This window comes from Pseudomonas sp. FEMGT703P (assembly GCF_002786345.1).
Taxonomy (GTDB): domain Bacteria; phylum Pseudomonadota; class Gammaproteobacteria; order Pseudomonadales; family Pseudomonadaceae; genus Aquipseudomonas; species Aquipseudomonas peli.
This window is the reverse complement of record NZ_PGCM01000010.1, coordinates 241,384-255,433: the sequence shown is the minus strand read 5'-3', so window position 1 is coordinate 255,433 and position 14,050 is coordinate 241,384. Positions and strand designations below refer to the sequence as shown.

Here is a 14,050-nt window from a genome sequence, read left to right as displayed (position 1 = left end):
CGTCGTGCTGAAACACTGTGCAACAAGGTTTCCTGACCAAGCCGTCAGGGCGTAGACTGCACGGTTTCCTGATACCAGCTGGATACCACTTTTCATGCTTGCCCAAACCCGCTTGCAACGCGCCAGCACCGAGTTCTACAGCCTGCTGAAGCTCGCAACGCCGATCATCATTGCCCAGTTGGCCAATACTGCCATGGGCTTCGTCGATACCGTGATGGCCGGCCGGGTCAGCCCGCAGGATCTGGCCGCGGTGGCGTTGGGCAACTCGATCTGGGTGCCGGTATTTCTGCTGATGACTGGCATTCTGCTGGCCACCACGCCCAAGGTAGCGCAGCGCTTCGGCGCAGGTGCGCATACCGAGATCGGCCCGCTGGTGCGTCAGGCCCTGTGGTTGGCCCTGGCGGTGGGCATCGCAGCGGCGGTGATTCTGTGGAATGCGGAAATCGTCCTCAGCCTGATGAACGTCGACCCGGCGCTGATCGAGCCCGCCATGGGCTACCTGCGCGCCGTGGCCTGCGGCTTTCCGGCTGTGGCGCTGTACCACGTACTGCGCTGCTTCAGTGACGGCCTCGGGCATACCCGGCCGAGCATGGTCATCGGCCTGTGCGGCCTGGCGCTGAATATTCCGCTCAATTACATCTTTATCTACGGCAAGCTCGGGCTGCCGGCCATGGGCGGCGTCGGCTGCGGCTGGGCCACCGGCCTGGTGATGACATTTATGTTCCTGAGCATGCTCTGGTGGGTGAAGTGGGCGCCGTTCTATCAGGCGAGCAAAATCTTCAACCACTTCGAATGGCCGCAGTGGCCGGTGCACAAACGCCTGCTCTCGGTCGGCTTGCCGATCGGCATCTCGGTATTCGCCGAATCGAGCATTTTCGCGGTGATTGCTCTGCTGATCGGCGGCCTGGGCGCCACCGTAGTAGCCGGGCACCAGATCGCCCTGAACTTCAGCTCCATGGTGTTTATGATCCCGTATTCCCTGGGCATGGCTGCAACCGTGCGCGTCGGTCAGGCACTGGGCCGTGGCGAACCGCGCGAGGCGCGCTTTGCTGCTGGAGTGAGCATGGCGGCAGCGCTGGGCTACGCCTGCCTGTCGGCCAGCCTGATGCTGCTATTGCGCGAAGAGATTGCGCAAATCTACACCCCGGACGGTGCAGTAATTGCGGTGGCCACCACACTGCTGGTGTATTCGGCGCTGTTCCAGTTCTCTGATGCCATTCAGGTGACGGCCGCCGGCGCGTTGCGCGGCTATCAGGACACCCGCGTCACCATGATCCTGACCCTGTTCGCTTATTGGGGTATCGGCCTGCCGGTGGGTTATGCGCTCGGTCTGACCGACTGGTTCGGCGAGCCCAGCGGCCCCAGCGGTCTCTGGCAGGGTCTGGTGGTCGGCCTGACCTGCGCCGGCGGCATGCTCGCCGTGCGCTTGGCCGGCAGCGCGCGCAAACGCATTCGAGCCGCTAAGATGGCCTGATGAACGCCCGCCTGCTGCTTCTAATCACTGCGCTTTGTCTATGCGCCTGTACGCCCGCCGATGACGGCCTAGCCTTGCAGGCTGATTACCTGCAGCGATTAAGCAATGCTCTGGATGTCGAACCGGCAACCGCCTTCGACTCCAGCGAACTGACCCGTTACCGCCTACCCGCTCGGCGCGAACGACTGATAGAAATTGCCGAACTGCGCATCAGCCTGCTGGACCTGTTGGTCGATGTGCGTCGCTGCCCCGCCCTACAACAGCAGATCAGCCAGCGCAACAACAGCCTCGGTAAACAACTCACACCCAGCAGCCGCCTGGCTTACGAAGGCGATCTGCTGCGCGCCCTGGATGACTGCAGCGAACACCTGCGCAGTCAGGACCAACAGCCACTACGCAATACCCTTGAGCAACTGGCGCAAGAAAAACGTGCGCAACTACCCGGCGTATTCTGGAATGCCCTGAATGCCAGCCCGGAGGTCGAACGCTACCTGCGCTTTGCCGAGCAACCCCTGCCGCCAGATGCCAGCGAAGATAACGCGGCGCTGAATGCCCTAGCGCAGCTGGCCGCCATCGGCAGCGCCCTGCCCGCCAGATTGCCGCCAAGTGCCGAGCAGCTGGATCCGCTGCTCTTCGCCCTGCATGCCAGCGACCAGGGCGGCCAGTTGATCAGTAGCCTGGCCAGCCTGACCCACAGCCTCAACCAAGGCAGCGCCATGCTGCAAAGCCGCCAACAGGGGCGGCCGCTCTGCCCCACGGGCAGGGCCACAGAACGTGCGCGCACCCTACAGAACATCTTCGTCAAATATTACGCCGGTGGCCTGCAGCCCTACCTAGCGCTCGTGGATCAACGCGGCCAAGCTTGGAGCAGCAGCCTGCGCAGCCTCAGCGGCGTTGCGCAGATACCCCCAGCGACGCGGGAATACCTGCAGCAATTGAGCAGTGACGAGGCGTCGTTATGGGCGGACTTCCAACAGGCCACCGCACGGCATGTGCGCAGTTGGCAGGACGTGCTGAACAGCTGCGGCCTGGCGCCCGGTCAATCGGGATGGACGGGCCAAGCTGCCAGCGTCGACCAGTAGGCTTCGGACAATAACTCACGCCCCGCCAGCAGGTGGGCCAGGTAATCGGCGCTGGGCAACAGCCCTTCTTCACGAAAGACCGGGTTGGCGATATACACCCAGGCCGGCTGCACGCCGTGGGCCGCGACAATCGGCAGGCATTCGCGGCTGTAATAGATTGGCGTGCCTTCGAAGTGATCCAGCTTGGCGATCTCACCAGCGTCGGCCAGGCGATACAGCACACCTTCCACCCGCCCCTCGCGCTGATGACGGATATTGGCGTAGGCCCGCCCCGGCGCCCGATCCGCCGCCCGCTTGTTAAAGCACAGGCTGTAACCGGGAAGATGGCCCGGCAGTGCCTCCAGCACCGTCATGCCGCGCGCTTGCATACGTGCCAGGTTCATATTCGAGCCGTAGGCGAAGTACCACTGCATCAGTCGAGCTTCTTGCGGATTAAGTACAGATAGGTCGCGCCGTCTTCAGCCTGCTCCACCAGCTCATGGCCAAGAAACACGCAGAATTTTGGAATGTCGCGACGGGTCGAGGGGTCGGTGGCTATCACCTTGAGCAGGCCGCCTGCCTGCAGGTCGCGCACCTTGTTGTGCAGCATCATTACCGGCTCGGGGCAATTGAGCCCAGTGGCGTCAAGGGTGGCATCGGGAATGGCGGTGGTTTGCAAAGACATCGGCTGGCTCCAGTAGCAGGCCGCTATTCTCGCGCAAAGCTGACCCAAAGGTCATCTAGCGCCTGATGGAAAACGCCTGTGTAGCGCGATTGGCCCGACAACAGGCCAACACAACCTTGGATGGGCAGGCAGCCACGCCCTGATCAGGCAGGCTGCGCAGCGTCCACCATTCCAATAAGAGCCATTCATGCGCCTTGCCCTTCTAATTGCCACCCTGCTGCTCAGCGGCTGCGCCGCCCGTGATCAACTGCCGGACTTCAGCGTCACCGCGCAGCAGGATCTACCAGCCACCCACTTTGATGCAGTGATCCATGGTCGCGATGGCACACGGCTGTCGGCCACCGTATTCCAGCCTGCACTGAAGGCTGGCGAGCAGGCTCCGGTCATCGTGCACACCCACGGCTGGGGCGGCTGGCGCGTCACCCGACCGAACGGCTTCTACGGCACGCAGATGATGTCCGGTCGCGCCGCAGTGAAAGCCTGGCAGGCTGGTTACTGGGTAATCAGCTACGACCAGCGCGGCTGGGGCGGCAGCGAGGGCGATATCGAGATGATGGACCCCGACTATGAAGTGCAAGATGCCCTGGCAGTAATCGACTGGGCCGCCGCCAACCTGCCACGCCTGAGCATGGATGCACCGAATGACCCGAAAGTCGGTATGCTCGGCGAAAGCTATGGCGGCGCCGTGCAGCTGCTTGCGTCAGCTACGGACCCGCGCATCGACGCGATTGTGCCGATATCCACCTGGTACGACCTGAGCGAAGCCCTGGCCCCGGACAGCCACCTGAAAATCGGCTGGACAAGCGTGCTGCTCAGCTTGGGCCTTTCCACCGGCTATGACCTGGGCAAGTTCGTCCAAGCACCCTACCTGAAAAGCGCTGATGGCCGTATGCGCGAACCGGTGCGCGACGAACTCAAAGCCCACAGCTTGACCAGCTACTGCGCACGCGGCCAGCGCCCGCAAGCCGATGCCTTGCTGATCCAAGGCATGCGCGACACACTGTTCCCGCTCAACCAGGGCCTGGCGATTCGGGATTGCCTGCAACAAGGCGCCCGTGATGTGCGCCTGCTCGGCATGCAGGGTGGGCATATTTTGCCACCGCCCATGCAACGCTGGAGCGGCCTGCCGCCGTTCAATAATGAAGCGGTACTTAACTGCGATGGCCGGGCGATCAACCTCTACCAGAGCATCATCAGCTGGTACGAAGACAAGCTGCGCGGGCGCAAAGGTGTGGCAGCGAGCATTCCCGATTTCTGCGTCAGTCTCGATCTGGATCAGGGCGTGGCTCTGCAACAACTGCCGGCTAATCAGCGGATAGAGCTGCCGGCCACTTCGATTCGACCGCTTAGCAGCGGACTGCTACAGCCGTCGCGGTTTATCCCGCTGCAACAGGTACAGACGAGCAGCGCACTGGTTGGCGTGCCCCGCATGCATCTGGAAAACGCCGAAGGAATGCCAACGCTGTTTGCGGCCCTGGTGGTCAAGCGCGCCGATGGCAGCAGTGAGGTACTCAGTGAACAGGTCACCCCGCTCAACGGGCAAGCCAGCACGGAACTGGCTGCCGTCAGCGCACAACTGCAACCGGGCGACACCTTGGGCCTGCGTATCAGCGGCTTTAGCGGCCAATACCTGTTCAACGGTTCCTGGCAGCTCTCCAGCAGCACACTGCAAGGCAGTGTCGAGTGGCCGCAGTTGCTGCCATTGCAAACGCAACTAGCCAGGCACTGAGGGGTTATTTACCTAGGCGGCGCAGGTGACAGGTAACTTCTTCGCGGTCGTGGTAGAGCTGTTTGCAGGCAATCGACACCTTGATCTTGCGCGCGGCAAAGCCGTCTTCCAGGCGCTGCAACAGGCGACGTACCTCAGCGTAACGCTGCTTCATCGGCAGCTTGAGGTTGACCACAGCCTCCCGGCAATGGCCATCGCCAATCCAGGTTTCCACCATTGCCGCAGTCCGCGCCGGTTTCTCGACGATATCGCAGACCATCCAGTCCACCGGCTGCTTAGGCGTCCAGGTGAAGCCATCGACCATCAAGTGGTTGACCAGCCCTGTGTCCATCAAGCTTTCCGCCATTGGCCCGTTATCAATGGCCGTCACCAGCATGCCGCGCTTGACCAGCTGATAGGTCCAGCCGCCGGGTGCCGCACCGAGGTCAACCCCGGTCATCTCATCGGACAGGCGCTCATCCCATTGCTCGCGGGGGATAAAGGTGTGCCAGGCCTCTTCCAGCTTGAGCGTCGAACGGCTCGGCGCTTCGCGGGGGAACTTCAGCCGAGGAATGCCCATAGGCCAGAGCGCCGAGTTATTCGCCTCGGCCATGCCGACAAACACCTCACGACCACTTTTGAAGGTCAACAACAGGCGTGGCTTGTGTGCATCCTCGACCAGCTTGCCGGCCTTAGTCAGGGCGTTGCGCAGCGGCGCCTCGAACTTCTTGCAGAAATTCGACAGCTCCTTGCCATCGTTGGTGTCCAGCACTTCCAGCCACAGGCTGCCAAATACCGGAAAATCTGCCAGATGGCCGAGCAGCACGCTGATCCGGTCCAGCTCTGGCAGGTTGATAAACACCCCGCGTGCCCACTGCCGCGGAAAGATCAGCTGATTGAAGCGCACCCCACGCATCAGGCGCTCTGCACCGTCTTCCTCAGTGCAGATAAATTCCGCGCAGGCGGTACTCGGCTTGGCCTTGGCATAACCGGCAACATCCAGGCGCGCGGCGTGCTCGGCGATTTCCGCGCACACCTCATTTTCAAAACCCGGACGGCAGTGCAACAACAACGTATTCATCAGCGACTCTCCTCAAGGCGCGCATCATAGCCGAGTCACCCGCCTGTGCTCGCTTAGCATCGGCCTTTTCCTGATCTGCAGGTTAGACTGGCGCCACTGCGCAAGGCTCTGGCCCTGCCAATCGATCATCGACCGCCCCAGCAAAACAGCGGGGTAAACGACAACAACATGCCTCTTGCCGGTTGCGCCTGGATTCACGGGCTAAACTTCCGCCAGCAACGGCCGAAGTACCGGTAACGTTTAAAGGAATAAAAAACGCCATGCGCAATAATCAACCTATTACTCAGCGCGAGCGCACCTTCCCCGCGCAGCAACGACTGATCTCCACCACCGACCTCAAAGGCCAGATCAGCTACTGCAATGACGCCTTTGTCGAGATCAGTGGCTTTAGCCGCGATGAGCTGATTCGTGCGCCACACAACCTGGTACGTCACCCGGACGTGCCTGCAGCGGTGTTCCAGCATATGTGGGACACCCTGAAAAAAGGCCGGCCGTGGATGGGGATCGTCAAGAACCGCTGCAAGAACGGTGACCATTATTGGGTCAATGCCTACGTCACGCCGGTGACAGAGAGCAACCAAGTGGTGGGCTATGAGTCAGTTCGGGTCAAACCAACGGCCGAACAGATCCGCCGGGCCGAGGCGTTATACCAGCGCATCAACAGCGGCAAATCGGCCATTCCTGGCAGTGACCGCTGGCTGCCAATCGTGCAGGACTGGCTGCCATTTATTCTGGTCAGCCAGATCGGCTTCCTGATCGGTGCCTGGCTCGACTCCAGCTGGGGATTTGCCCTGGCAGCGGCGCTCTCGGTGCCGCTCGGCCTGGCCGGCTTGAACTGGCAACAGCGTGGCCTAAAACGCCTACTGCGCCTGGCCGACCAGACCACCTCTGACCCGCTGATTGCACAAATGTACACCGACAGCCGCGGCGCCCAGGGCCGCCTGGAAATGTCCATCCTCAGCCAGGAAGCGCGCCTGAAAACCTGCCTGACGCGCTTGCAGGACACCGCCGAACAGCTCACCGAGCAAGCCAAGCAGGCCGACACCCTGGCGCACAACAGCTCCGCCGGGCTTGAGCGCCAGCGCAGCGAAACCGACCAGGTGGCCACTGCGATCAATGAAATGGCCGCCACCACCCTGGAAGTGGCGAGCAACGTCGCCCGTACCGCCATCGCCACCCAGGATGCCAACCGCCTGACCAGCGCCGGTCGTGGCATTGCCGCAGAAACCCGCGCAGCCATTCAGCGCCTGTCACAATCGGTGGGTGATACCGGTGAAACAGTGACCCGCCTGGCCCATGACAGCACTGAAATCGGCGGTGTGGTCGATGTGATCAAAGGCATTGCCGACCAGACCAACCTGCTCGCCCTCAACGCTGCCATCGAAGCAGCGCGTGCTGGCGAAATGGGCCGAGGCTTTGCGGTGGTGGCCGATGAAGTGCGCTCACTGGCGCAGCGGACCGCCGAATCTACCGGGCAGATTCACCAGTTGATCGCCAAACTGCAGCGCACCGCCGAGGAGGCGGTGCTGACCATGGAAATCGGCCGCAAACAGGCTGACGAAGGGGTTGAGCGTGTCCAGCAGGCCGATGAGGCTCTGGCCGGCATCAGCGACGCGGTGGCTAATATCACCGACATGGCCAACCAAATTGCCGCCGCTGCCGAAGAGCAGAGCGCGGTGGCTGATGAGGTCAACCGCAGCATCACCACCATCGCCCAACTAGCCGACAAGACCGCCGGTGAAGCACATGACACTGCCTTGCTCAGCGAAGCCCTGACGGCCACAGCACACGGCCAGTACGCGCTGGTAGAACGCTTCAACCGCTAAGATGCAACCGCGCACTGCCTCGCAGTGCGCAGTCCTCCCCGTTTACAAGTTCTGATAGCGGTTCATATCCAGCACGCCAGCTTCCAGCGGTTCGGTTTGCTGGATATACGCCGACATATCGTGGAAGTAGCGCCAGAACTCCGGATGCGTACGGCGAATCCCCCAACGCTCGACGACTTTTTCGAAGGCCGCTGCGTCACGCGCCTGCTCCAGCGCCGTGACAAATTCCGCAGTCTGCTCCACTCGCACATTGAAGATAAAGTTCGGGTAGCTGCTGAGCACGCCCGGATACACCGTCAGGGTATCCAGCGCCGGCTGGTAGCGCAGTTCCTCACCGAGCATAAAGGCCACATTCGTGTGCGCACGATTGCGCAGCAGGCTGTACACCTCACGCTGGCCATCGGCCATTTCCACCCGCAGCAAGGTAGCCTCTGGCAGTTGCTCGATCACCTTGAGGGTGCCCGCAGGTTTTGCCGTCAACCGACTCAGAGACTGTTCGGCGCGCTGTAACTCGGCATCCAGCTCAGGGCGATGACAATACGCACCCGTGCAGCGGTTGATCGGGTCGGGTCTTGCATTCAGGCTGCCATAGCGCTCCAGCAGCGTTTCGACAAAGCTGCGTTTAGGGTCGCTGCCGGGCAAGCGCAGGGCGCTCGGGCTTTCGCTGTCGATGGCCTGGTAATCCAGCCAGATCTTCAGTTTGCCGCTGCTCTGGTACCAGTCGCTGAGATAGCCCTGCCGCGACTCGGCTGGCATCAAGCGCAGAAAGTTGACCTCGGCGCCGTTGCGGATCAAATCGAAGTACAGCCGCGTTTGCGCCTGGTGCGACACGTTGCCGAACACATCGAAATTCACCACCAGCTGGTAATAGGTACGCTCCAGCAGCGGGAAATCCAGCCACCAGATGGTTTGCGGCACTTCGCCAATCAGGCCTTTGCGCACCGACGCACTGTCGTGCTGGCGAAAAATCGACAGCAGTGCGTTGTCGTTACCGGCCCAGATATGCGACCAACTGGGCGCTGGCGCATCGGCGTAGCGCTGCATACGCAGCGCTTCATACTGATTGCGCTTATCGCGGTAAGTCCGCCACAGACCGAGCGTGTCGCCGATGCTGTCCAGTTGACCCGGCATGGCCAACAACTCCTTGGCCTCCTCACGGTACTCAGGGTCAGTGATATAGAGGTCATGCTGCGGGTCCTGGAACACCGCCCAGAAATTATCGCGAATCACGTCTGTGGCAATCTGTCCGCGGCAAACCGGGCCGCGAATAAAGGTGCGCACAAAGTATTCAGCGTTATCCAGCATAAATTGGTAACGCGCCTGGGCCGGAATCGCCGCAAAGGTCTCAAATGGGTTGGCACGGCGCTGCAGGCCATAACCTGGCACCGCGTCCGCCTGCCAATCGCTGGCAAAAAACAGCTCGTTGACCCGCTTCAACTTGGCGGCACTGAGGCCATAGGTGATGTGGGTCTTATGCACAATCACGCCCTGAACGGGGATCAGGCGGTAGTAGAACTCAGTGCCGGGGTCATCATTGGGCAGACGTGTGGCAATGATGTCCGCAGGTTTACCAGTGGGCGTGCGTGAACGCACCATCTGGAAGAAATGCCCCGGCTCACCGCCGGCGAAATGCAGATGGGCCAGAAACAGGTGCTCGTAGAGCCAGCGTGACACCAATGCTTCGCGGGCGCCTGGAGCGTTCATAAACGCTTCCCAGCTGGCGATTTGCTCTGCCTCCGCCGCGCTGGCCTGCAGCGCCTGCTCATCTACCGGTGCCCCCTGCGCCAGCCAAGCCTGCAGCGTCTGGTAGTCGGCATCACTCAGCCCGGTCACTGCGAACGGCATGCCGGCTTGCGGATTTTTCCGAGCAAACGCCTCAAATTCCTGAGGAAGCGGACATTGATTGACCCGGTTGATGCCGATATTCAGCTGCGCCGGTAATTTGCTGTTGGCAGCAAACGGCTGCTGATGACCCAGTTCAAGCATGCGGGCCATCAACGCGGCCTGACTGCCTTGCTGATCCAGCACAGACACAAAGTCCTTACGCCGCCACGCGGCCTCACCGTGGGCATCAACAAACAGCCGCGTAGTGGCCTGGGCCTGGGTGCGCGTGCCGTTGTACACCGCCGCCTTGCTGGCACCGCGCTGCACGCCTTCGCCACTGCCTAGGTTGAGCTGGCAGGCGGCGTCGTAACAGGCATGGCAAGCCACACAGTTCTTGGTAAAAATCGGTTGAACATCACGGCTATAGGAAATGGGTTCGGCCGCCTGTAATGAACCAATGAACAACAAACACACAGCGAGCAGTAAGCGGCAGACCATGGAAACGTCTCTAAAATGGCTTAAATGGCGATTCTAGCTGGCCCTGGGTCACCTAGGCCAACCCGTAAACATGAGCAAGATTCATGTAAAAGCACAGCCCACTGCAAAAGCGTGCAGCTTTGTTATCATCGCGCATCTTTTTTTCACGCGTCCCAGGTAGTTCTCTCCATGTCTCTGTCCGATCGCAGTGCCCGCCTCAATGCCCTTCAGCAAGCCCTGAAGGAACGCATCCTGATCCTCGACGGCGGCATGGGCACAATGATCCAGAGCTACAAGCTGGAGGAAGAGGACTATCGCGGCACGCGCTTCGCCGATTGGCCAAGCGATGTAAAGGGTAACAACGACCTGCTGATCCTCAGCCGCCCGGACGTCATCGGCGCTATCGAGAAGGCCTACCTGGATGCCGGCGCGGATATTCTGGAAACCAACACCTTCAACGCCACCCAGGTGTCTCAGGCTGACTACGGCATGCAAGCGCTGGCCTATGAGCTGAACGTCGAAGGCGCACGCCTGGCTCGGCAAGTGGCCGATGCCAAGACCCTGGAAACCCCAGATCGCCCGCGCTTTGTCGCCGGCGTTTTAGGCCCGACCAGCCGCACCTGCTCGATCTCCCCGGACGTGAACAACCCCGGCTACCGCAACGTCACCTTCGACGAGCTGGTGGAAAACTACGTGGAAGCCACCCGCGGTTTGATCGAGGGCGGCGCGGACCTGATCCTGATCGAGACCATCTTCGACACCCTCAACGCTAAAGCGGCGATCTTCGCCGTGCAGCAGGTGTTCGAGGATGACGGCATTGAGCTGCCGATCATGATTTCCGGCACCATCACCGACGCCTCCGGCCGCACCCTGTCGGGCCAGACCACCGAAGCATTCTGGAACTCGGTGCGCCACGCCAACCCGATCTCTGTGGGCCTGAACTGCGCCCTCGGCGCCAAGGACCTGCGCCCGTATCTGGAAGAGCTGGCAGCCAAGGCCGATACCCATGTCTCCGCGCACCCCAACGCCGGCTTGCCGAATGCCTTCGGTGAATACGACGAAACCCCGGCGGAAATGGCGTTGGTGGTCGAAGAATTTGCCGCCTCGGGCTTCTTGAACATCGTCGGCGGCTGCTGCGGTACCACGCCTGCGCACATCCAGGCGATTGCCGAAGCGGTGAGCAAGTATCCGCCGCGGGTGATTCCGGATATTCCCAAGGCTTGTCGCCTGTCGGGCCTGGAGCCCTTCACCATCGACCGCAACTCGCTGTTTATCAACGTCGGCGAGCGCACCAACATCACCGGCTCGGCCAAGTTCGCCCGCCTGATCCGCGAGGACAACTACACCGAAGCCCTCGAAGTCGCCCTGCAGCAGGTGGAAGCCGGCGCCCAGGTGATCGACATCAACATGGACGAGGGCATGCTCGATTCACAGAAGGCCATGGTCACCTTCTTGAATCTGATCGCCGGCGAGCCGGACATCTCCCGCGTACCGATCATGATCGACTCCTCCAAATGGGAAGTCATCGAAGCCGGCCTCAAGTGCATCCAGGGCAAGGGCATCGTCAACTCGATCTCCATGAAGGAAGGCGTCGAGCAGTTCAAGCATCACGCCAAGCTGTGCAAGCGCTACGGCGCCGCCGTGGTGGTGATGGCCTTCGACGAAGCCGGCCAGGCCGATACCGCTGCGCGCAAGCGTGAAATTTGCCAGCGCAGCTACGACATTCTGGTCAATGAAGTGGGCTTCCCGCCGGAAGACATCATCTTCGACCCGAACATTTTTGCCGTGGCCACTGGCATCGAGGAGCACAACAACTACGCGGTCGACTTTATCGAAGCCTGCGCTTACATCCGTGACCACCTGCCCTATGCATTGAGCTCGGGCGGCGTGTCCAACGTGTCGTTCTCCTTCCGTGGCAACAACCCGGTGCGTGAAGCGATTCACTCGGTGTTCCTCTACTACGCGATCCAGAACGGCCTGACGATGGGCATCGTCAACGCCGGTCAGCTGGAAATCTACGACGAGATTCCCAAAGAGCTGCGCGACGCCGTGGAAGACGTGGTGCTCAACCGCCACGATGGCGCCACCGAAGCGTTGCTGGCCATCGCCGACAACTACAAGGGCGATGGCAGCGTCAAAGAGGCCGAAACCGAAGAGTGGCGTAACCTGAGCGTCGAAGAGCGGCTCAAGCATGCGCTGGTCAAAGGCGTGACCACACACATCGTCGAAGACACTGAAGAGTTCCGTCAGCAGTGCGCGCGCCCCATCGAAGTCATCGAAGGCCCGCTGATGGCCGGGATGAACGTGGTCGGCGACCTGTTCGGCGCCGGCAAGATGTTCCTGCCTCAGGTGGTCAAGTCCGCGCGAGTGATGAAGCAGGCGGTGGCGCACCTGATCCCCTTTATCGAAGCCGAAAAAGGCGATAAACCAGAAGCCAAAGGCAAGATCCTCATGGCCACGGTCAAAGGCGACGTGCACGACATCGGCAAGAACATTGTCGGCGTGGTGCTAGGCTGTAACGGCTACGACATCGTCGACATGGGCGTGATGGTGCCGGCTGAAAAGATCCTGCAAACCGCAATTGCCGAGAAATGCGACATCATCGGCCTGTCCGGTCTGATCACGCCGTCGCTGGATGAGATGGTCCACGTCGCCCGTGAAATGCAGCGCCAGGGCTTCCACCTGCCGCTGATGATCGGCGGCGCGACCACCTCAAAAGCCCACACCGCAGTGAAGATCGAACCCAAGTACCAGAACGATGCGGTGGTCTACGTTACCGACGCCTCGCGCGCGGTCGGTGTGGCCACCCAGTTGCTGTCCAAAGAGTTGAAAGCCGACTTTGTCGAACGCACCCGCCTCGACTACATCGAAGTGCGCGAACGCACCGCCAACCGCAGCGCCCGCACCGAACGCCTGAGCTACGCCAAGTCAGTGGAGAACAAACCCAAGTTTGACTGGGCAACCTATCAGCCGACCGTGCCGAGCTTTACCGGCGTGAAAGTGCTGGAGAATATCGACCTCAAGGTGCTGGCCGAATATATCGACTGGACCCCGTTCTTTATCTCCTGGGACCTGGCCGGCAAGTTCCCGCGCATTCTCACCGATGAGGTAGTCGGCGAAGCTGCCACTGCGCTGTACGCAGACGCTCAGGAGATGCTGAAAAAGCTGATCGACGAGAAGCTGATCAGCGCGCGCGCCGTGTTCGGTTTCTGGCCCGCCAATCAGGTCAACAATGATGACTTGGACGTTTACGGCGACAACGGTGAGAAGCTGGCCACCCTGCACCACCTGCGCCAGCAGACCATCAAGCCGGACGGCAAACCGAACTATTCCCTGGCCGACTTCGTCGCGCCGAAAGACAGTGGTGTCACCGACTATGTGGGTGGCTTTATCACCACCGCAGGGATCGGCGCCGAGGAAGTAGCCAAGGCGTACCAAGACGCCGGCGACGACTACAACTCAATCATGGTCAAAGCCCTGGCCGACCGCCTGGCCGAAGCCTGCGCTGAGTGGCTGCACAAAGAGGTGCGCACGAATTACTGGGGCTACGACCCCGAAGAAGCGCTCTCCAACGACGAGCTGATCAAGGAAGCCTACAAAGGCATCCGCCCCGCTCCCGGCTACCCGGCCTGCCCGGATCACACCGAGAAAAAGACCCTGTTCACCCTGCTCGACCCGGTGGCCGAATTCAACAAGGCCGGCGCCAGCGGTGTGTTCCTCACCGAGCACTACGCCATGTTCCCGGCGGCTGCGGTGTCCGGTTGGTACTTCGCCCATCCGCAGGCGCAGTACTTTGCCGTCGGCAAAATCGACAAGGATCAGGTGGAAAGCTATACCGCACGTAAAAAGCAGGACTTGAACGTCAGCGAGCGCTGGCTGGCGCCAAACCTCGGCTACGACAACTAAGCAAACCC

Annotated in this window: 9 protein-coding genes; 5 read left to right on the top strand and 4 right to left on the bottom strand. The window is 61.2% G+C overall.

What is annotated here, in order from left to right:
* Positions 1–94: 94 nt before the first annotated feature.
* Complete coding sequence (locus tag CUR33_RS14790; protein ID WP_289240138.1) at positions 95–1,474, top strand: MATE family efflux transporter; 1,380 nt, start codon at positions 95–97, stop codon at positions 1,472–1,474.
* A complete protein-coding gene (locus CUR33_RS14785; protein WP_289240137.1) occupies positions 1,474–2,556 on the top strand; it encodes a DUF3080 family protein in 1,083 nt (360 codons plus the stop codon). Before CUR33_RS14790 ends, CUR33_RS14785 begins: the two co-directional genes overlap by 1 nt.
* Here CUR33_RS14785 and CUR33_RS14780 read toward each other — a convergent pair.
* Together CUR33_RS14780 and tusA are read right to left on the bottom strand one after the other, a co-directional pair.
* Entirely contained in the window at positions 2,514–2,969 is a 456-nt protein-coding gene (locus tag CUR33_RS14780) for a gamma-glutamylcyclotransferase family protein (RefSeq protein ID WP_167144774.1), read from the bottom strand. The two genes, CUR33_RS14785 and CUR33_RS14780, sit on opposite strands and share 43 nt — an antisense overlap.
* Complete coding sequence (tusA, locus tag CUR33_RS14775; RefSeq protein ID WP_170048792.1) at positions 2,969–3,220, bottom strand: sulfurtransferase TusA; 252 nt, start codon at positions 3,218–3,220, stop codon at positions 2,969–2,971. Before tusA ends, CUR33_RS14780 begins: the two co-directional genes overlap by 1 nt.
* A gap of 187 nt (positions 3,221–3,407) precedes the next feature.
* Between tusA and CUR33_RS14770 the strand changes: the two genes are divergently transcribed.
* Positions 3,408–4,949: a CocE/NonD family hydrolase gene (locus tag CUR33_RS14770; RefSeq protein ID WP_289240136.1), complete on the top strand. Its 1,542-nt coding sequence runs from the start codon at positions 3,408–3,410 to the stop codon at positions 4,947–4,949.
* Between the two features lie 4 nt (positions 4,950–4,953).
* Here the strand turns inward: CUR33_RS14770 and rlmM are convergent, their stop codons facing one another.
* Entirely contained in the window at positions 4,954–6,009 is a 1,056-nt protein-coding gene (rlmM, locus tag CUR33_RS14765) for a 23S rRNA (cytidine(2498)-2'-O)-methyltransferase RlmM (protein ID WP_160087293.1), read from the bottom strand.
* Positions 6,010–6,269: 260 nt separating this feature from the next.
* Between rlmM and CUR33_RS14760 the strand changes: the two genes are divergently transcribed.
* Positions 6,270–7,835 carry a methyl-accepting chemotaxis protein gene (locus tag CUR33_RS14760; protein WP_289240135.1) on the top strand — a complete coding sequence of 522 codons (1,566 nt, stop codon included), beginning with the start codon at positions 6,270–6,272 and terminating at the stop codon, positions 7,833–7,835.
* A 42-nt stretch (positions 7,836–7,877) separates the two neighbouring features.
* Here CUR33_RS14760 and CUR33_RS14755 read toward each other — a convergent pair whose 3' ends face one another.
* The gene (locus tag CUR33_RS14755) at positions 7,878–10,157 is read right to left on the bottom strand and encodes a fatty acid cis/trans isomerase (RefSeq protein WP_289240134.1); all 2,280 of its coding nucleotides are present in this window, start codon (positions 10,155–10,157) and stop codon (positions 7,878–7,880) included.
* Positions 10,158–10,325: 168 nt separating this feature from the next.
* On the opposite strand from CUR33_RS14755, the gene metH reads away from it, so the two are divergent.
* Positions 10,326–14,042, top strand: a complete 3,717-nt coding sequence (gene metH / locus CUR33_RS14750; RefSeq protein WP_289240133.1) for a methionine synthase — start codon at positions 10,326–10,328, stop codon at positions 14,040–14,042.
* The last annotated feature ends 8 nt before the right edge of the window (positions 14,043–14,050 follow it).

Excerpts from the sequence above, each read along its gene's own strand:
- CUR33_RS14790 (WP_289240138.1), top strand. The coding sequence starts at position 95 with ATGCTTGCCCAAACCCGCTTGCAACGCGCCAGCACCGAGTTCTACAGC.
- CUR33_RS14785 (WP_289240137.1), top strand. The coding sequence starts at position 1,474 with ATGAACGCCCGCCTGCTGCTTCTAATCACTGCGCTTTGTCTATGCGCC.
- CUR33_RS14780 (WP_167144774.1), bottom strand. The coding sequence starts at position 2,969 with ATGCAGTGGTACTTCGCCTACGGCTCGAATATGAACCTGGCACGTATG.
- tusA (WP_170048792.1), bottom strand. The coding sequence starts at position 3,220 with ATGTCTTTGCAAACCACCGCCATTCCCGATGCCACCCTTGACGCCACT.
- CUR33_RS14770 (WP_289240136.1), top strand. The coding sequence starts at position 3,408 with ATGCGCCTTGCCCTTCTAATTGCCACCCTGCTGCTCAGCGGCTGCGCC.
- rlmM (WP_160087293.1), bottom strand. The coding sequence starts at position 6,009 with ATGAATACGTTGTTGTTGCACTGCCGTCCGGGTTTTGAAAATGAGGTG.
- CUR33_RS14760 (WP_289240135.1), top strand. The coding sequence starts at position 6,270 with ATGCGCAATAATCAACCTATTACTCAGCGCGAGCGCACCTTCCCCGCG.
- CUR33_RS14755 (WP_289240134.1), bottom strand. The coding sequence starts at position 10,157 with ATGGTCTGCCGCTTACTGCTCGCTGTGTGTTTGTTGTTCATTGGTTCA.
- metH (WP_289240133.1), top strand. The coding sequence starts at position 10,326 with ATGTCTCTGTCCGATCGCAGTGCCCGCCTCAATGCCCTTCAGCAAGCC.